Annotated in this window: 16 protein-coding genes; 10 read left to right on the top strand and 6 right to left on the bottom strand. The window is 65.6% G+C overall.

Annotation, left to right across the window (positions count from 1 at the left end; translation table 11 throughout):
• The first annotated feature begins 88 nt into the window (after positions 1-88).
• The 4 genes from BLW40_RS13835 (at position 89) to BLW40_RS13820 (ending at position 4,400) form a co-directional block, all read left to right on the top strand.
• A complete protein-coding gene (locus BLW40_RS13835) occupies positions 89-679 on the top strand; it encodes a shikimate kinase (RefSeq protein WP_074769560.1) in 591 nt (196 codons plus the stop codon).
• Positions 676-1,785, top strand: coding sequence for a 3-dehydroquinate synthase (aroB, locus tag BLW40_RS13830; RefSeq protein ID WP_074769558.1), 1,110 nt, complete (start codon positions 676-678; stop codon positions 1,783-1,785). Before BLW40_RS13835 ends, aroB begins: the two co-directional genes overlap by 4 nt.
• Positions 1,786-1,789: 4 nt before the next feature.
• Entirely contained in the window at positions 1,790-3,067 is a 1,278-nt protein-coding gene (locus BLW40_RS13825) for an HlyC/CorC family transporter (RefSeq protein ID WP_074769556.1), read from the top strand.
• Positions 3,068-3,380: 313 nt separating this feature from the next.
• Positions 3,381-4,400, top strand: coding sequence for an aspartate-semialdehyde dehydrogenase (locus tag BLW40_RS13820; protein ID WP_074769554.1), 1,020 nt, complete (start codon positions 3,381-3,383; stop codon positions 4,398-4,400).
• Between the two features lie 75 nt (positions 4,401-4,475).
• Here BLW40_RS13820 and BLW40_RS13815 read toward each other — a convergent pair whose 3' ends face one another.
• Positions 4,476-5,408 carry a ribose-phosphate pyrophosphokinase gene (locus BLW40_RS13815; protein ID WP_021131100.1) on the bottom strand — a complete coding sequence of 311 codons (933 nt, stop codon included), beginning with the start codon at positions 5,406-5,408 and terminating at the stop codon, positions 4,476-4,478.
• A 337-nt stretch (positions 5,409-5,745) separates the two neighbouring features.
• On the opposite strand from BLW40_RS13815, the gene cobD reads away from it, so the two are divergent.
• Positions 5,746-6,756, top strand: a complete 1,011-nt coding sequence (gene cobD / locus BLW40_RS13810; RefSeq protein ID WP_074769552.1) for a threonine-phosphate decarboxylase CobD — start codon at positions 5,746-5,748, stop codon at positions 6,754-6,756.
• Between the two features lie 3 nt (positions 6,757-6,759).
• On the opposite strand, the gene nudC is transcribed toward cobD, so the two are convergent.
• Entirely contained in the window at positions 6,760-7,695 is a 936-nt protein-coding gene (gene nudC / locus BLW40_RS13805; RefSeq protein ID WP_074769550.1) for an NAD(+) diphosphatase, read from the bottom strand.
• A 140-nt stretch (positions 7,696-7,835) separates the two neighbouring features.
• Here nudC and BLW40_RS13800 point away from each other — a divergent pair, with 140 nt between their 5' ends.
• Entirely contained in the window at positions 7,836-8,180 is a 345-nt protein-coding gene (locus tag BLW40_RS13800; RefSeq protein ID WP_074769663.1) for a hypothetical protein, read from the top strand.
• A 9-nt stretch (positions 8,181-8,189) separates the two neighbouring features.
• On the opposite strand, the gene BLW40_RS13795 is transcribed toward BLW40_RS13800, so the two are convergent.
• Both BLW40_RS13795 and mutY read right to left on the bottom strand, forming a co-directional pair.
• Positions 8,190-8,795 (bottom strand): hypothetical protein, encoded by a 606-nt coding sequence (locus BLW40_RS13795; RefSeq protein WP_074769548.1) that lies wholly within the window; start codon positions 8,793-8,795, stop codon positions 8,190-8,192.
• A gap of 14 nt (positions 8,796-8,809) precedes the next feature.
• Positions 8,810-9,886 carry an A/G-specific adenine glycosylase gene (gene mutY, locus BLW40_RS13790; RefSeq protein WP_244511192.1) on the bottom strand — a complete coding sequence of 359 codons (1,077 nt, stop codon included), beginning with the start codon at positions 9,884-9,886 and terminating at the stop codon, positions 8,810-8,812.
• A 34-nt stretch (positions 9,887-9,920) separates the two neighbouring features.
• Between mutY and BLW40_RS13785 the strand changes: the two genes are divergently transcribed.
• Positions 9,921-10,442: a DUF721 domain-containing protein gene (locus BLW40_RS13785; RefSeq protein WP_244511190.1), complete on the top strand. Its 522-nt coding sequence runs from the start codon at positions 9,921-9,923 to the stop codon at positions 10,440-10,442.
• A gap of 15 nt (positions 10,443-10,457) precedes the next feature.
• On the opposite strand, the gene BLW40_RS13780 is transcribed toward BLW40_RS13785, so the two are convergent.
• Entirely contained in the window at positions 10,458-11,882 is a 1,425-nt protein-coding gene (locus BLW40_RS13780; protein WP_074769544.1) for a helix-turn-helix domain-containing protein, read from the bottom strand.
• Positions 11,883-12,060: 178 nt separating this feature from the next.
• On the opposite strand from BLW40_RS13780, the gene BLW40_RS13775 reads away from it, so the two are divergent.
• From BLW40_RS13775 to BLW40_RS13765, 3 genes are read left to right on the top strand one after another with little or no spacing between them, the layout of a single operon-like run.
• Positions 12,061-13,593 carry an acyl-CoA carboxylase subunit beta gene (locus tag BLW40_RS13775; protein ID WP_074769542.1) on the top strand — a complete coding sequence of 511 codons (1,533 nt, stop codon included), beginning with the start codon at positions 12,061-12,063 and terminating at the stop codon, positions 13,591-13,593.
• Positions 13,594-13,649: 56 nt separating this feature from the next.
• Complete coding sequence (locus tag BLW40_RS13770) at positions 13,650-15,641, top strand: acetyl-CoA carboxylase biotin carboxylase subunit (RefSeq protein WP_074769540.1); 1,992 nt, start codon at positions 13,650-13,652, stop codon at positions 15,639-15,641.
• Positions 15,638-16,267 (top strand): carbonic anhydrase, encoded by a 630-nt coding sequence (locus BLW40_RS13765; RefSeq protein WP_074769538.1) that lies wholly within the window; start codon positions 15,638-15,640, stop codon positions 16,265-16,267. The genes BLW40_RS13770 and BLW40_RS13765 overlap by 4 nt, the downstream gene beginning before the upstream one ends.
• 138 nt (positions 16,268-16,405) lie before the next feature.
• Here BLW40_RS13765 and BLW40_RS13760 read toward each other — a convergent pair whose 3' ends face one another.
• Positions 16,406-17,512, bottom strand: a complete 1,107-nt coding sequence (locus BLW40_RS13760) for a hypothetical protein (RefSeq protein WP_074769536.1) — start codon at positions 17,510-17,512, stop codon at positions 16,406-16,408.
• Positions 17,513-17,564 lie beyond the last annotated feature (52 nt).

The raw sequence follows: 17,564 nt of genomic DNA, 5'->3' as shown, positions 1-17,564 counted from the left end.
GGCGAACCTTGGCCAGTCTATCGGCCCCGCCGCCGTCGATCAACGCCGGTCGCGCGGGCGGGACCGGACAACCGATGGAGGTGGCACGATGGCCGATGATCTGAACCCGTTGGCGGCGGCGCTGAACGGTCGGATCAAACGCACCGTGGTCCTGGTCGGACTGATGGGTGCGGGCAAGTCCTGCGTTGGCCGCCGTCTGGCCGCCCGGCTGAATCTGTCGTTCGTCGATGCCGACACCGCGTTCGAAACGGCGGCGGGCTGCACCATCAGCGATTATTTCGCCCGCCATGGCGAAGCCGCCTTCCGCGAGGGCGAGCGCAAGGTGATCGCCCGCCTGCTCGATCAGGAGCCGATGATTCTCGCCACCGGCGGCGGGGCCTTCATCGACCCCACCACCCGCGCCCGCATTCTGGAGGGCGCGGTGTCGGTGTGGATTCGCGCCGATCTGCCCCTGCTGCTGAAGCGGACGGTCGGGCGCGACCACCGCCCGCTGCTAAAACAGGGCGATCCGGCGGAAATTCTGGGGCGGCTGATCGAAACCCGTCACCCGATCTATGCCGAAGCCGATATCATCGTCGATTCGACCGACGAAGCCCCGGACGCCACCGTCGGCCGGGTGCTGACCGGCCTCGCCGACCATCTAAACGCGGCCCGGACCGCAGGAGACGTGACGAGATGAGTTCCGAAACCGTGACGGTCGACCTCGGCGACCGGACCTATCCGATCCATATCGGCCCCGGCCTGCTTGACCGCGCGGGCGAGCTGATCTTGCCGGTGATGTCGGGCAACCGGGTGCTGATCGTCACCGACGATCAGGTCGCGCCGCTGTACCTGGAGCGGCTGGAGCGCAGTCTGGCCGCCGCCGGGGCGATGCCGATGCACACGGTGATGCCCGCAGGCGAGAAGACCAAGGACTTCCCCCACCTCGAAGCGCTGCTCGACGCGATGCTGTCGACCCGGGTCGAACGCGGCACCCTGATCGTTGCCCTGGGCGGCGGCGTTGTCGGCGATCTGACCGGCTTTGCCGCCTCGATCCTGCTGAGGGGCGTCGATTTCGTCCAGATTCCCACCACCTTGCTGGCTCAGGTTGACAGTTCGGTCGGCGGCAAGACCGGGATCAACACCCGCCACGGCAAGAATCTGGTCGGCGCCTTCCACCAGCCCCGGCTGGTGCTGGCCGATACCGCTTTGCTTGACACCCTACCCCGCCGTCAGGTGCTGGCGGGCTATGCCGAAGTGGTCAAATACGGAATCATCGACGATCCCGACTTCTTCACTTGGCTGGAAGCCAACGGAGCCGCACTGATCGCGGGCGATGCCGAGGCCCGCCGCCACGCGGTGGCGACCTCGTGTCGGGCCAAGGCCCGGATCGTCGCCGCCGACGAACGCGAAGGCGGCGTTCGCGCCCTGCTCAATCTCGGCCACACCTTCGGCCATGCGCTAGAGGCCGAAACCGGCTTCTCCGACGAATTGCTTCATGGTGAAGGCGTCGCGATCGGTATGGTGATGGCGCTACGGCTGTCGGCGATGCTGGGCCTGTCGCCCCAAGCCGACGCCGAACGGCTGGTCCGCCACCTCGATTCGGTCGGTCTGCCGTCCGGTCTGGCCGGTCCCCGGCTGTGGGACGTCGCCCGGCTGATCGGCCACATGCGCGGCGACAAGAAAGTCAAAGACGGCGCCATGACCTTCGTCCTGGCCCGGAGCATCGGCGGCGGCTTCCTGTCGCGCGACGTGCCCGAAGACACGCTGGCGACCCTGCTGGCGGAGATGGCCGCCGGGAGATAGGCGCATGGATGGACTGACCCTGACCCTGCTCGCCGTCCTCCTGCTTCAGGTTTTGTCGGCGTTCTTTTCGGGTTCCGAAACGGCGTTGACGGCGGTGTCGAAACCGCTGATGCATCAGATGGAGCGCGACGGTAACCGCTCGGCCAAACGGGTCAACACCCTGCTGAAGACCCGCGACCGCCTGCTCGGCTCGCTGCTGCTCGGCAACAATCTGGTCAATATCCTCGCCTCGTCGCTCGCCGCCGGTCTGATGGTCGGGCTGTTCGGCGATGCCGGCATCGTCTATGCGACCATCGGCATGACGGTAATCGTCGTGCTGTTCGGCGAGGTGCTGCCCAAGACCTATGCGATCTATCACGCCAACACCGTCGCACTCCGGGTTGCCGCGCCGGTAACGGCGGTGGTGCTGGTATTCGCCCCGGTGGTCCGCGCCATCGAACTGCTCGTGCGGCTGACCTTCCGCCTGTTCCGGGCCGGGAACGGCACCGCGATCACCCCCGAAGCCTCGATGATGGAATTGCGCGGCGCAATCGAGGTCCATGCCGGCGAGGCCGAAGTGCGCGAGGAACGCCGGATGCTGCGCTCGATCCTCGAACTGGCCGATGTCGAGGTCGGACAGGTGATGACCCACCGCCGCAACCTCGTCACCATCGATGCCGGACAGTCCGCCGCCGATATCCTCGATCAGGTCATCACCAGCCCCTACACCAGGCTGCCGCTGTGGCGCGACGATCCCGACAACATCGTCGGCGTGATCCATGCCAAGGACATGCTGCGCGCCGTCCGCGCCCGCGACGAGGGGATCGAGGGGCTGGACGTCTGCGCCCTGGCCTCCGATCCGTGGTTCATCCCGGATTCATCGACGTTGCAGGAACAGCTTCAGGCCTTCCGTCAGCGGCGCGAACATTTCGCCCTGGTGGTCGATGAGTACGGCTCGTTGATGGGGGTGGTGACGCTCGAAGACATCTTGGAGGAAATCGTCGGCGACATCGTCGATGAGCACGACGTCGCCGTCGCCGGGGTGCGGCCGCAATCGGACGGCACCTTCATCATCGACGGCGCGGTGCCGATCCGTGACCTTAACCGCGAATTCGAATGGCGGCTGCCCGACGAGGAAGCCGCCACCATCGCCGGTCTGGTGTTGCACGAGGCGCGGCGAATCCCCGAGGTCGGCCAGATTTTCCGCTTCTACGGATTCCGCTTCCAGATCGCAAGGCGTCAGCGCAACCAGATCACCGCTTTGCGCGTCACCCCCCCGCCCAAGCCGGAACCGGGAGCCTGACCCTGCCGCCCTCCCCCTTTCCGCTTGCGCCTGGGGGCCGGTTCCGGTAAGCATCGGCCTCTGATGGAGGACGTCATGATGCGGCGCCGCGACGCTACGGATGCTGATCTGGCCCGGGGTCTTGCCCCGGCAGCCCTCCTTTGCACCCTTTTCAAAACCGGCACTCCCAAGACCGCCTGACGCGGGCCGGTTCGTCACGACAAAACGACCAAGGCCCGCGGCGATAGCGCGCTCTGCGGGCCTTTCCGTATCTGGAAGGTGTGCCACGGAACGGGCAGGCCGGGCGGCCCCGAACAACGGAGAGTTACAGACGATGGGCTACAAGGTTGCGGTAATCGGTGCCACCGGCAATGTCGGACGCGAGATTTTGCAGACGCTGTTCGAACGCGACTTCCCGATCGACGACATCGTCGCTCTGGCAAGCGAGCGGTCGGTCGGGCGCGAGGTCTCGTTCGGCGACAAAAAGATCCTGAAGGTCAAGGACCTCGCCAAGTTCGACTTCAAGGGCTGGGATATCGCGCTGTCGTCGCCCGGGGCCAAGGTCTCGGCGATCCACAGCCCCCGCGCCGCCGCCGCCGGGTGCGTCGTCATCGACAACACCTCGCACTTCCGGATGGAGCCCGACGTGCCGCTGGTGGTGCCCGAGGTCAATCCCCAGGCGATCGCCGGGTACAAGAAGCGCGGCATCATCGCCAACCCCAATTGCTCGACGATCCAGATGGTGGTGGCGCTAAAGCCGCTGCACGATCTGGGCAAGATCACCCGCGTCGTTGTCTCGACCTATCAGTCGGTGTCGGGCGGCGGCAAGGAGGCGATGGACGAACTGTTCGAGCAGACCCGCGCCATCTTCGTCAATGACGCGATCACCCCGCAAAAGTTCCCCAAGCAGATCGCCTTCAACGTGATTCCCCAGATCGACGTCTTCATGGAAGACGGCTCGACCAAGGAAGAGTGGAAGATGACGGTCGAGACCTGCAAGATTCTCGATCCCGACATCGCCGTGCACGCCACCTGCGTCCGCGTCCCGGTGTTCGTCAGCCATTCCGAAGCGGTCAATGTCGAGTTCGCCCGTCCGGTCAGCGTCGAACAGGCGACCGACGCCCTGCGCGACGCGCCCGGCGTGGTGGTGCTCGACACCCGCGAGCCCGGCGGCTATGCCACCCCGATCGAGACCACCGGCGACGACCCCGTTTTCGTCAGCCGCATCCGCAAGGACCCGACGGTGAAGAACGGCCTGTCCTTCTGGTGCGTCGCCGACAATCTGCGCAAGGGCGCCGCCCTGAACGCGGTGCAGATCGCCGAGGTTCTGGCCCGCGACTACCTGAAGAAGTAAGCGAAAAGGGCCGGAGCGGCGACGCTCCGGCCCTTTTTTGTCTCGCGCGGTCGAAGGCCGACCGCACTACCGGCCTTAATCGAACAGGCTGGAAACCGAGCGTTCCTCGCTGATGCGCTGGATCGATTCGGCCATCAGCGGCGCGATGGTGACGTGGCGGATGTTGTGGGCCAGCTTCACCGATTCGGTCGCCGGGATCGAATCGGTAATCACCAGTTCCTCGAGCGGCGAGGCGGTGACGCGGGCAACCGCGCCGCCCGACAACACGCCATGGGTGACATAGGCCGACACCGAGGTGGCCCCGGCCTTCATCAGCGCCTCGGCGGCGTTGCACAAGGTTCCGGCCGAATCGACGATGTCGTCAACCATGATGCAGCGGCGACCGCGAACGTCGCCGATGATGTTCATCACCTCGGACACCCCGGCCTTTTCGCGGCGCTTGTCGATGATCGCGAGATCGGCATCAATGCGCCGCGCAATGGCACGGGCGCGGACGACGCCGCCGACGTCGGGCGACACCACCATCACATCGTCGCCGGTGTAATGGGCGCGAATGTCGTTGGTGAACACCGGCGCGGCATACAAATTATCGAGCGGAATATCGAAGAAGCCCTGAATCTGCCCGGAATGGAGATCCAAGGTCACCACCCGGTCGGCTCCGGCGGTGGTGATCAGATTAGCGACCAGCTTGGCCGAGATCGGCGAACGCGGGCTGGACTTGCGATCCTGACGGGCATAGCCGAAATAGGGAACCACCGCCGTGATGCGCCGGGCCGAGCCGCGCCGCAGCGCGTCCAGCGTCACCAGCAATTCCATCAGATTGTCGTTGGCGGGGAAGCAGGTCGATTGGACGAGAAAGACGTCTTCGCCACGAACGTTCTCGTGAATTTCGACGAACACTTCCATATCCGAAAAGCGGCGAACCACCGCTTTGGTCAGGGACATGTTGAGATACTCGGCGATCGCTTCGGCGAGCGGCCGGTTGCTGTTACAGGCGAGAATTTTCATGGTGAGATTATCCGTGGAGCGTGCGTGACCAGCGGCGGCGAGGGCGCCAGAAATTCGACCTGCCGGGCATCCCTGGGCCAGGGGCCTCGCCCCCCGAACCTGCCCGCGCGACACGACTTTCGCTCCGAAAAACCGGCTTTCGTATATCAGCCGTCACCGGCGCTGTAAACCGCCTAGCCCCCGAAATGACGAGAGTGTGACATTCCTGCCAGGGCGAATTTCCCGACCGCTCCGCTCCGCGTCGGCCGCCACGCTGAATTCTGTCCATAGCGGTTGACCGGCAGGGGGCGGGGCTGCTTCCCTGCACGCCTGTTTCCGCCTGTCCGGAGGTCGTCCGATGCCTGTTCCCCCGCCGTCCGCCGCCGCGCTGCCGTTGCATGGAGGCGATCTCGCCGCCGCGGAACGGCGCTGGGGCCGTCCGGCGCTGGGCTGGCTGGATCTCTCGACCGGGATCAACCCCCATCCCTATCCGCTTCCCGCGCTTGCGCCTGCGCTGTGGACCCGGCTGCCGGGAGCCGCCGACGAGGCGGCGCTGATCGGTGCGGCGCGCCATCGCTTCGCCGCCGCAACAAAAGTCGAGATCGTCGCCGCACCGGGCAGTCAGGCCCTGATCCAGGCGCTGCCCCGGCTGCGGCCGCCGGGTCCGGTCGCGATCCTGACCCCGACCTATGCCGAGCACGCCCGCGCCTGGAGCGCGGCCGGTCACACCGTCGCCTCGATCGACGATCCCGCCGCCGCCGATCCCGCCGGAATGCTGGTGCTGGTCAATCCCAACAACCCGACCGGCCGCCGCTTTGCCCCCGCCGATCTGATCGGGCTGGCAGCCCGCTTTGCCGCGTCGGGCGGGTTGCTGGTGATCGACGAAGCCTTCGCCGATCCCGATCCGGAGCTGTCGCTGATCCCGTCGCTGCCAGCGGCGACATTGGTGCTGCGCTCGTTCGGCAAATTCCATGGGCTGGCCGGGCTGCGGCTGGGCTTTGCCGTCACCGCCGAAGCCGGGCTGGCGGAGGGGCTGCGCCGGGGCTTTGGCCCCTGGGCGGTGTCCGGACCGGCCTTGGCGATCGGGGCCGCCGCGCTGGCCGACGATGCCTGGGCCGAAGCCAACCGCGCCCGGCTTGCCGCCGATCAGGCCCGGCTGGTCGGGCTGCTGACCTCGGCCGGGCTGGAGTTGGTCGGCGGCACTCCGCTGTTCACCCTGGTCCGCCATCCCGAGGCGGCGCGTCTGTGGGAGCGGCTGGGGCAAGCGGGCATCCTGGTCCGCGCCTTTGACGTCCAACCGGACTGGCTGCGGATCGGCCTGCCCGGCGACGAGACCGGGTTCGAGCGGCTAGCCCGCGCGCTGGGTTAACCCTTACCCGCGTCGCCAGCGTTCGATCAGCAGGCGGGCGATCGAATCCGGACCGGGCAGCAGATGGCCGTCGGGACCGGGCACGCCAGCGCTGCCGAAACGGTCGAGGTCGGCGCGGGTAAACCAGCGGACGTCTTCGATTTCGCGTTTGTCTGGCACCGGGTCGGCGCCTGAGGCGGTGGCGGTGAAGCCGACCATCAGCGAGGAGGGGAACGGCCAGGGCTGGCTGGCGACATAGCGGACGTCGCCGATCCGGACTCCGGCTTCCTCGAACACTTCGCGGGCCGCCGCTTCTTCCAACGCCTCGCCCGGCTCGACGAATCCGGCCAGACAGGAATAGAGGCCGGGTGTCCATTGCGGCTGCCGTCCCAGCAACACCCGCCCGGCCTGATCGACCACCAGGACGATCACCGCCGGATCGGTGCGGGGATAATGCTGGGTGGCGCAGGCGGCATTGGTGCAGGTGCCGACATGCCCGCCCTCCTCGAACCGTAGCGTCGCGCCGCAGACCGAACAGAAGCGGGTGCGCGACCGCCACAGCAGCATCCCCCGCGCATAAGCGAGCAGGGCGGATTCCCCGGCGGGCAGCAGTGCCCCGATCGCGCGCAGGCCCTGCCAGCCCCAACCGCCCGACGGATCGAGGTGCGGGCCGCTGTCTCCGTGACCTTCCGCCGCCGACAGATCGAGCGCGATCAGTGGGGCCTCGTCCTCGATCCCCAGCAACAGAGCGGGCGGATCGAGTGCGGCGATCAGCGGCAGAACCAAAGCGGGCTCCAGCCGCAGCGCGACCGGACGGGCCGGATCGACCGGGTGAAGCCCGCGCCAATAGACCAGGAAGCGGGCACCGGGATGGCGGGCCAGTTCGGCCGGGTCGGCATCGTGACGTGCCAAGCTGGCTCGGTCGAACGCGCCGCCGCGATAGGAAAGAGGATTGATCATCCCAGCAGCTTCGCACGCGCCGCGTCCGCTCTCAAGCCACCAGGGCGCAGGCCAGGGCTTCCCGGATCGCTCCCGATCCCCCATATTGATTTAAGGACGAGAACACGCACTCCGACTGACGGATGCAAGGACCGCCGATCATGGACAGCCCCCCCATCGACTTTTCCGGCGAAAGGCTGGTCCGGCTTGCTCCGGACCGGGTTTTGCCGCTTGAACCGGCCGACCACGAGTATATCGCGACCGCTTTGGCCGCCCTCCACGACGCCTTTCCCGGCGAGGCCCCCGCTCCTCCGCCGCTGGGAGCCCTGCCCGCCCGTGCTTTGATGCGGCTGCTGATCGACCTGCGCCGCCTGCGCGCCACCAGCCCTGAGCAGATCGAGGCCAAGGGCCGTCTGGCCGGGGCAATCGGCGTCCTGCAAACCACCTGCCTGTTCACCACCGAACTAGGCAAAAGCCATCAAACCCGTCTGGACGATCCGGTCTGACCGGCGGCGTTAGCGCGGACAGGGATGACGGGCCGGGTCGGCCTGATCGCACAGCGAGACGCTACGCAGGAACGCCGCCCATTCCAGCAAAGTCGCTTTGGAGATCGGCGGACCATCGTCGCGACCGAAGGCCGGACCCCGCCACAGCCGCTCGACCACGAACAGCGCCTGCTTGCCCCGGATCGCCTTGACCGCGACGATGCCGCCCTTGCCCGATTGATGGCCACGGGTGCAGGTGACGGTCAGGGTGGCGACGGGATAATCGTTGGTCATCCCCTCGGTCGCCGGGCTGGGACCGGCGGCGTCGCAGCCCGCCCGGCTGGCATCGACCACCCGCTGGACAAAGGCACGCGCCTCGGCGCGGGGATCGGCGATCACCTGGATCGTCAGCATCTCGGTCCAGTTCTCGCTGGTCTGGCCGGGCGGGAACATGTGGGTGGAAACGACATTGCGACCGGACGACGCCCCGCCGCCGGTCCATCCCTCGGGCGGGATCATCACCAGACGCTCGGTCGGCTGCGACGTCGGAGCCTGCTGCGACGATTGGGCGAAAGCGGGCGAGGCGGCAAGCAGGCCCAGCACGACCAGGGGGAAAACGGCAACGAAACGCGACATCGGACGTCTCCGGATCAATAAGCCTTGGACAAAGCGAGGCGGACGACTTTCCGCATCAGGGTCGGCAACGCCTGCTCGGCCAGCCGGTCGAGCGGACACCACAGGCCGCGCACGGGGGGCTGGCCGGTCGCCCGTGCCGCCACCACCGTCAATTCAAGATGGAAATGGGTAAAGGTATGGCGGACCAGCCCCGGCAACGGTCGCCATGGCTCGGCCAGCCGGGCGGCGGGTAACGGAGCGAAAGACTGAGCCTCGTCCAGGTCCCACACCTCGGGCCGCCACTCGGTCGAGGGAACCTCCATCATCCCGCCCAGCAACCCTTGAGGCGGGCGGCGGCGCAGCAGCACCGACCCGTCGCGGGCGACGATCCAAAAGGCGATGCCGCGCCGGGTCGGCCGTTCCGGCTTGGGGGCGCGGGCGGGCAAGCTGGCCTCGATCCCCTGGGCCAACCCCCGGCAGGCCTCGCGCCACGGGCACAGACCGCAGGCGGGGCTGCGCGGGCTGCACAGCGTCGCGCCGAGATCCATCACCGCCTGGGCGTAATCGCCCGCCCGCTCGGTCGGCGTCAGCTCGGCGGCCAGCGCCTTCAAGCGCGGCTTGACCCCCGGCAGCGGATCGGTCACCGCGAACAGCCGCGCCATCACCCGCTCGACATTGCCATCGACCACCACCGCCCGGTGACCAAAGGCTATCGCGGCAATCGCGGCGGCGGTGTAATCGCCGATCCCGGGCAGGCGGCGCAAACTCTCCTCGTCCTCGGGAAAGTGGCCGCCGCGCCATTCCGTCACCGTCTTGGCGCATTGGTGGAGGTTGCGGGCGCGGGCGTAATAGCCCAGCCCGGCCCAGGCCTGCATCACCTCTTCGACCGGCGCGGCGGCCAGCGCGGCGACGGTCGGCCAGCGAGCCAGGAAGGCGTTGAAATAGGGAATCACCGCCGCGACCGTGGTCTGCTGAAGCATCACCTCGGACAGCCACACCCGATAGGCGTCGGCCGGTTCGCCCGGCGCGGCCCGCCACGGCAACAGACGGCGGTCGCGGTCGTACCAGGCGAGCAGACGGTCGGACAGAGCACGGGCGTCGGACAGAGGCATGGGGGAACAATAGAGCATCGCGGCCGATTGCGGTATGGTTCTGCCGATGACCCAGCCGCCCAAACCCGCGCCCGCTCCGGCCGCCCCCCGCCCCACCTATGGTCTGGTGGCGGTCGCGGTGCCGTGCGGCCGGGTGACCCGACCGGTGTTCGGCCGCCACGGTTTCGCCGAAGGGGCGCTGGTCACCGACTGGCCCGCCATCGTCGGCGCGGCGATCGCCCATTTCACCTTGCCGGTCCGAATCCGCTTTCCGGCCAAGGAGCGCAGCGACGGCACCTTGATCGTCAAGGTCGCCTCGGGGGCTTTCGCGCTGGAGATGCAGCATCTCGAACCGCTGATCCTTGAGAAGATCAACGGCTATTTCGGCTGGAACGCGGTGGCGCGCTTAAAGCTGATCCAGGGACCGTTGCCCGAAACGGCCAAGCGCAAGCCGCCGCCGCCCGAACCGCCGCCCTTGCCCGCCGACAGTTCGGCCGCGATCCGTCTGGCCCAGGTCGAAGACCCGGACTTGCGCGAGGCCCTGGCCCGCCTCGGCCGCCGCCTCGCCAAGCCGTAATCCCGGCCCATACCCTCAGCAGAATTGATAGGGGACGAAGCCGCGAGTGTTCTCGTCGATGCTGATCCGGCTGCCGATCGGCGGAAAGGCGCGTTGGCGGCAATCGCGGCGTTCGCAGATACGGCAATTGACCCCGATCGGGGTCGCCGCCTCGTCATGGGTGAGGTCGAGCCCGCCGGAATAGACGAAATCGGCGGCGTGGGCGACCTCGCAGCCCAGCCCGATCGCGCACAGCCGGTCGGGACGCTTCCACCCGCCGCCGCGCCGGGTCACGGTGCGGGCGATGCAGACATAATTGACGTTGTCGGGCATCCGAGCCAACTGGACCAGGATGCGGCCGGGCTGGGCGAAGGCTTCGTGGACGTTCCATTGCGGGCAGGCCCCGCCGAAGCGGGTGAAGTGAAAGCGGGTGGCGGAATGGCGCTTGGTGATGTTGCCGGCGCGATCGACCCGGACGAAATAGAACGGCACGCCCCGCGCGCCGGGCCGTTGCAGCGTCGAGAGGCGATGGCAGACCTGCTCGAAACTGGCGCCAAAGCGGCCCTGGAGCTGCTCGATATCGTGCTTCAGCGCCCGCGCCTGTTCGGAAAAGACGCCATAGGGCATCAACAGCGCGCCTGCGAAATAATTGGCCAGTTCGACCCGGCAGATCGCGCTGGCCTCCTCGGACGACAAATCGGCGGTATCGACGATGCCGTCGATCAGCGAGCGATAGGCCAGCATCCCGATCTGGTGGGCAAGGTGGAAGTTGCGCGACGGCATCGGCAATTGCGCCGACAGGGTCAGGGTGCCCGACACCGGGTCGAAATGCCGCATTCCCTCGGCCTCGTCGGCGGGGATGATCCGCACCCGGACGCCGAGATGGATGTCGAGATAGGCGGCGAGATCGGTATACATCTGACCGAGATTGAAGCCCTCGGCCATCGCCAGTGCCTCGGCGGCCTCGTCCAGCCCGCCGACATAATTGTCCCGGTAATAAAAAAAGTCGCGCACCTCCTCATACGGGAAATGGGCGCGGCCGGTCCGCATTTCGCTGCCGCCTTTCGAGAGATCCTCGGTCAGCGCGTGCAACCGTTCATCGGCTTGGCGGAAGCTGCGGTAGAGGGCGAGCACCCGCTTGGCCAGATCGGGCGAGGCGGCCGCTGCATTGCGCAATTCCGCCAGCGGAATCCCGTCGCCGCCGAACAGCGGGTCGTTCAGCGCCTCGCGCAGATCGGCAACGAGCCGTGATTCTTCGTCCTCGACAAGTCTGGCGAGATCGACGTCGAGAACCTGAGCGATCCGCAAAAGAACCGGCACCGTCAGCGGACGCTGATTGTTTTCGATCTGGTTGAGGTAACTGGGGGATACGCCCAACCGGGTGGCTAAAGCCGCCTGACTTAGGGCGTGGCGCTCCCGCAGACGCCGTAATTTGTGGCCGATATATAGCTTTCCGCTCATGGTCGCTTTAATACCCGATCCGTCGCCAATTCGCAACATTCGCAAACCATCAAGGCATGTTTGCGAACACATTTACACCACCACCCTTTTCCCAGGGCGTCAAGGTTGCCACGGTTACGGGATTGTGAATAACAGGGGGCGGTTCGTTCCCCCCCTGCCCGCCCGGAGGTCTTGGTCAATGCAAGATATTGTTCGCCAGCTTGAAGAGAAGCGGAACCGCGCCCGCCTCGGTGGCGGAACGAAGCGCATCGCTTCCCAGCATGCCAAAGGCAAGCTGACGGCGCGCGAACGCATCGAGTTGCTGCTCGATCCGGATTCGTTCGAAGAATGGGACATGTTCGTCGAGCACCGTTGCCACGATTTCGGCATGGCGGAACAGTCGATCCCCGGCGACGGCGTCGTCACCGGCTATGGCACCGTCAACGGCCGTCTGGTCTTTGTGTTCAGCCAGGATTTCACCGTGTTCGGCGGCAGCCTCAGCGAGGCCCATGCCGAGAAGATTTGCAAGATCATGGACAAGGCGGTCCAGGTCGGCGCTCCGGTGATCGGGCTGAACGATTCCGGCGGCGCGCGCATCCAGGAAGGTGTCGCCAGCCTCGCCGGTTACGCCGAAGTGTTCCAGCGCAACGTGCTGGCGTCGGGCGTCGTGCCGCAGATTTCGCTGATCATGGGCCCGTGCGCGGGCGGCGCGGTTTATTCCCCCGCGATGACCGACTTCATCTTCATGGTGAAGGACAGCTCGTACATGTTCGTCACCGGCCCGGACGTGGTCAAGACGGTGACGCACGAAACCGTCACCGCCGAGGAACTGGGCGGGGCCATCACCCATTCGAGCAAGTCGGGCGTCGCCGATCTGGCCTTCGAAAATGACGTCGTCGCGCTGTTGCAGCTGCGCCGCTTCATCGACTTCCTGCCCGCCAGCAACCGGGAAAAGCCGCCGCACCGCCCCACCGCCGACATCCCCGAGCGGATCGAGCGGTCGCTCGACACCCTGATTCCGGACAATGCCAACAAGCCCTACGACATGAAGGAACTGATCCTGAAGGTCGTTGACGAGGCCGATTTCTTCGAGATTCAGCCCGATTACGCGGGCAACATCATCGTCGGCTTCGCCCGGATGGAAGGCCGCACCATCGGCATCGTCGCCAACCAGCCGATGGTTCTGGCCGGGTGTCTCGACATCGCCTCGTCGATCAAGGCGGCGCGCTTCGTCCGCTTCTGCGACGCCTTCAACATTCCGATCGTCACCTTCGTCGATGTCCCCGGCTTCCTGCCCGGCACCGCCCAGGAATACGGCGGCATCATCAAGCACGGCGCCAAGCTGCTCTATGCCTATGCCGAGTGCACCGTGCCGAAGATCACCGTCATCACCCGCAAGGCCTATGGCGGCGCCTATGACGTCATGAGCTCGAAGCACCTGCGCGGCGACGTCAACTTCGCGTGGCCCAGCGCCGAAATCGCGGTGATGGGGCCGAAGGGCGCGGTCGAGATCATCTTCCGCGGCGATATCGGCGACGCGGACAAGATCGCGACCCGTACCGAGGAATATCGCCAGAAGTTCGCCAACCCGTTCATCGCCGGCCATCGCGGCTTCATCGATGACGTCATCATGCCGCGCACCACCCGCAAGCGGATCTGCCGGTCTCTCACGATGCTGAGAAGCAAGGATCTGAAGAACCCGTGGAAGAAGCACGGGAACATTCCGCTCTAAGGTTCATCAGGGTTTTCGCGCGTTGCCCGCGCGGGTCTCCAACGGGGGATAAACGGATGTTTTCGAAGATTCTGATCGCCAATCGCGGCGAGATCGCGTGCCGGGTCATCAAGACCGCACGCAAAATGGGTATTAAGACGGTCGCGGTCTATTCCGAAGCCGACAAGCACGCCGAGCACGTCCTGATGGCCGACGAAGCGGTCTATATCGGCCCGGCACCGTCGGCCCAGAGCTATCTGCTGAGCGAGAATATCATCGCGGCCTGCAAGAAGACCGGGGCTCAGGCGGTTCATCCCGGCTATGGCTTCCTGTCGGAAAAGCGTGAGTTCCAGGAGGCGCTCGCCGCCGCCGGAATCACCTTCATCGGCCCCGACGCCCACGCCATCTTCGCGATGGGCGACAAGATCGAGTCGAAGAAGCTGGCCCGCGAAGCCGGTGTTTCGACCGTTCCCGGCTTCCTCGACGTCATCCAGAACGCCGAAGAGGCGGTCAAGATCGCCCGCGAGATCGGCTATCCGGTGATGATCAAGGCGTCGGCGGGCGGCGGCGGCAAGGGCATGCGTCTGGCCTGGAACGACGAGGAAGCCCGCGAAGGCTTCGTCTCGGCCACCAACGAAGCCAAATCCTCGTTCGCCGACGATCGCGTCTTCATCGAGAAGTTCATCGAGCAGCCCCGCCACATCGAGATTCAGGTGCTGGCCGATTCCTTCGGCAACACCCTCTATCTCGGCGAGCGTGAATGCTCGATCCAGCGCCGCCATCAGAAGGTGATCGAAGAGGCGCCGTCGCCCTTCCTCAGCCCGGAAATGCGCAAGGCGATGGGCGAGCAGGCCTGTGCCCTGGCCCGCACCGTCAATTACAAATCGGCCGGTACCGTCGAATTCATCGTCGGCGGCTCGACCGGCCAGTTCTACTTCCTGGAAATGAACACCCGTCTCCAGGTCGAACATCCGGTCACCGAGATGATCACCGGCCTCGATCTGGTCGAGTGGATGATCCGCATCGCCAACGGCGAGAAGCTGACCTTCACCCAGGAAGAGGTGAAGCTGGATGGCTGGGCGATGGAAGCCCGCATCTATGCCGAAGACCCCTTCCGCAACTTCCTGCCCTCGACCGGGCGGCTGACCCGCTATCAGCCCCCGCAGGAAGGCAATCACGTCCGTGTCGATACCGGTGTCGCCGAAGGCGGCGAGATCAGCATGTTCTACGATCCGATGATCGCCAAGCTGATCACCCACGGCCCGACCCGCGACGCCGCGATCAACCATATGCGTCAGGCGCTCGACGAGTATTACATCCGCGGCCTGTCGCACAACATTCCGTTCCTGGCCTCGCTGTTCTCGAAGGAACGCTTCGTCAAGGGCGACATCACCACCAACTTCATCGCCGAGGAATATCCTCACGGCCTGACCGCCGACCAGATCCCGACCGAAGAACCGTCCGATCTGATCGCCGTCGCCGCCGCGATGAAGCGCCGGATCATCGAGCGCAACGTCCGCATTTCCGGCCAGTTCCCCGGCCATGAAATGAAGCCGCCGGTGCAATGGTCGGTCTATTTCGACAAGCAGTACCACGACGTCGATGTCCATCCCGCTCCCGGCGGCTATGCCGTCGTGATCAAGGACGAAGCGGTCGAGGTCAAGACCGACTGGCAGGTCGGCGATCCGCTGATCCGCGCCACCGTCGATGGCCGTCCGGTCTGCGTCCAGGTCGACCGCACCGGCGTGTCGTTCCGGCTGTCCCATGCCGGTCTGCGCGCCGAGGCGTTCGTGTTCACCCGCCGCACCGCCGAACTGTATCGCCTGATGCCGTTCAAGCTGCCGCCGGACATGTCGAAGTACCTGCTGTCGCCGATGCCCGGCCTGCTGGTCCGCCTGATGGTCGAGGAAGGCCAGGAAGTGAAGGCGGGCGAGGCTCTGGCCGTCGTCGAGGCGATGAAGATGGAAAACACGCTGCGCGCCGAACGCGACACCGTTATCGCCAAGCTGCACGCCAATGCCGGCGATTCCCTCGCGGTCGATCAGAAGATCATCGAGTTCGCTGCGTGACGGAACCGGCCGGCATCAACCGGCTGCTCGACAATAACCGTCAGTGGGCGGAAATGGTCGAGCGTACCCGACCCGGCCTGCTTGCCGAGCTAGCACGGCAGCAGGCCCCCGGTTACCTGTGGATCGGCTGTGCCGATTCACGGGTTCCCGCAAACGAGATCGTCGGGCTGGCGCCGGGTGAATTGTTCGTTCATCGCAACATCGCCAATCTGGTTCAGCACGGCGACCTCAATTGCCTGTCGGTGCTGCAATTCGCGATCGACCAGTTGCAGGTCCGCGACATCATCTTGTGCGGCCATTACGGCTGTAGCGGGGTCAGGGCGGCACTGCGCGAGGAAGGGTTCGGGATCTCCGAACACTGGCTCCACCCCTTGCGCGAGCTCGCCCACCGCCACCAGAGCGAACTGAACGCGCTTGAGGCCGAAACCACCCGCGTCGATCGCCTGTGCGAGTTGAACGTGCTGGAGCAGGTCCGCAACCTCTGCCGCATCCCGATCGTCCGTCGGGCGTGGCAGCGCGGTCAGGATCTGTCGATCCATTCCTGGATCTATGGCCTGCGCGACGGTCTGGTCCGCACCCTGGGGCCAGTGCTGAACGGCCCCTCTCCGCTCGAAGCCGGTCTTTGATACCAACCGGCCAAAGACTTGGCCGGTTGTATTGTCCCTCGGCCTAAGCGCTCGCCTCCGCTCGCTTGGCCGCCGCCGCAATGGCGGCTGATTACCGGGCACCATCGAAGAAGGGCTTTGCCCCGTCCCCCCGTTTCGTCAGCCGGCGCGGGCGGTGACAAGCCACTCATCGATATTGGGGGCCATCGCCTTCAGGCTGATGGCAAAGGCGGTCATCAGCTTGTCCTTTTCCTGATTGGTATGAATCAGGTTATCGACCACCTTGCGCAAGATGTCCTTGGCGCAGGACGGGACCGAGAGAATCTCCGGCAGGCGGGGGCCGAAAGCCGATTTCAGCGCATAGATCACCACCTCGACCTTGTCGATGTTCAGGCGCTGGATTTCGAGCAGATTCTCGGTGGCGATATAGCACAGCACGTCGCCGAACAATTTCAGGACCGATTTGTCGAGCGAGGCGCAGACGTTGAAGAACGAGCCTTCGCGGGCGAAGAACGCCCAGGACTGGTCACCCAGCATCTTGCGATAGAACTCGTACATATCGCGGTTCCACACCGCGATTCCGGCGATGGCCTGGGGCCGGTCGGCGAGGATCGCGCCGAAATCAGCCCCGGTGGCGGCCTTGACCTTCTTGATCTGGGCGGGATCGAACTGGGCAATCGCCTCAATCTTCTCGACCGTCGGCAGACACAAGAGATCTTCGCCAATCTCGATGATGTGCATGTAGCTGAGATGGGTCATATAGGCTTCGACCAGCGGCAATTGCCACGCGAAGGCGATATAACGCAGCAATTCGCGGGCCTTGCGCTCCTCGGTCGGATCGACGCTAAGACGCTCGATCTGCTCGGTCTTCTTGATCAGCCCGAACATGCTTTTGCGGGTGACGGTCTCGGTGACGGTTTCGACCGTCTTGACCGATTCGAACACCTTGCGGGCACAGGTCCGCACCAGCAATTGCTGCACCTGAGCCAGGGTCACGCCGCAGATCAGCTCGATCTGTTCGTCGCGAACGGGAAAGGCGGCGTCGGCGGTACGGACGATATCGTCAACCTCTTCGCGGTTGACCAGATAGACCTCGATGAACTGGCGAAGAAGGGTCGCATCAGAAATCAGGGCCTGATAGGTCACGGATGGATCGAATCTCCCGGATTGTTGGAAGGTGGCCAGCACCTTCTTCAATCCGCCGATCACCGCCTTCTTGGTCTCCGCATCGATTTCGATCGGAGGCGGAAGCGTTGCTACGGCCATGGTTCACCCGCACCCTATTCGCGAAGCGTTTAGGTTTACTCCGAAGGTCTGA

Source organism: Magnetospirillum fulvum, from assembly GCF_900108475.1.
Classification (GTDB): Bacteria; Pseudomonadota; Alphaproteobacteria; order Rhodospirillales; family Magnetospirillaceae; genus Phaeospirillum; species Phaeospirillum fulvum_A.
Note: the sequence above shows the minus strand (reverse complement) of the source record. Positions and strands in the feature narration are given on the sequence as shown.

Bases quoted from the DNA above. Each gene is read 5' to 3' on its own strand.
- BLW40_RS13800 (WP_074769663.1), top strand. From the start codon at position 7,836: ATGGACAGCCCCCCCATCGACTTTTCCGGCGAAAGGCTGGTCCGGCTT.
- cobD (WP_074769552.1), top strand. From the start codon at position 5,746: ATGCCTGTTCCCCCGCCGTCCGCCGCCGCGCTGCCGTTGCATGGAGGC.
- BLW40_RS13835 (WP_074769560.1), top strand. From the start codon at position 89: ATGGCCGATGATCTGAACCCGTTGGCGGCGGCGCTGAACGGTCGGATC.
- aroB (WP_074769558.1), top strand. From the start codon at position 676: ATGAGTTCCGAAACCGTGACGGTCGACCTCGGCGACCGGACCTATCCG.
- nudC (WP_074769550.1), bottom strand. From the start codon at position 7,695: ATGATCAATCCTCTTTCCTATCGCGGCGGCGCGTTCGACCGAGCCAGC.
- BLW40_RS13795 (WP_074769548.1), bottom strand. From the start codon at position 8,795: ATGTCGCGTTTCGTTGCCGTTTTCCCCCTGGTCGTGCTGGGCCTGCTT.
- BLW40_RS13775 (WP_074769542.1), top strand. From the start codon at position 12,061: ATGCAAGATATTGTTCGCCAGCTTGAAGAGAAGCGGAACCGCGCCCGC.
- BLW40_RS13785 (WP_244511190.1), top strand. From the start codon at position 9,921: ATGGTTCTGCCGATGACCCAGCCGCCCAAACCCGCGCCCGCTCCGGCC.
- BLW40_RS13825 (WP_074769556.1), top strand. From the start codon at position 1,790: ATGGATGGACTGACCCTGACCCTGCTCGCCGTCCTCCTGCTTCAGGTT.
- BLW40_RS13780 (WP_074769544.1), bottom strand. From the start codon at position 11,882: ATGAGCGGAAAGCTATATATCGGCCACAAATTACGGCGTCTGCGGGAG.
- BLW40_RS13820 (WP_074769554.1), top strand. From the start codon at position 3,381: ATGGGCTACAAGGTTGCGGTAATCGGTGCCACCGGCAATGTCGGACGC.
- BLW40_RS13815 (WP_021131100.1), bottom strand. From the start codon at position 5,408: ATGAAAATTCTCGCCTGTAACAGCAACCGGCCGCTCGCCGAAGCGATC.
- mutY (WP_244511192.1), bottom strand. From the start codon at position 9,886: ATGCCTCTGTCCGACGCCCGTGCTCTGTCCGACCGTCTGCTCGCCTGG.
- BLW40_RS13760 (WP_074769536.1), bottom strand. From the start codon at position 17,512: ATGGCCGTAGCAACGCTTCCGCCTCCGATCGAAATCGATGCGGAGACC.
- BLW40_RS13770 (WP_074769540.1), top strand. From the start codon at position 13,650: ATGTTTTCGAAGATTCTGATCGCCAATCGCGGCGAGATCGCGTGCCGG.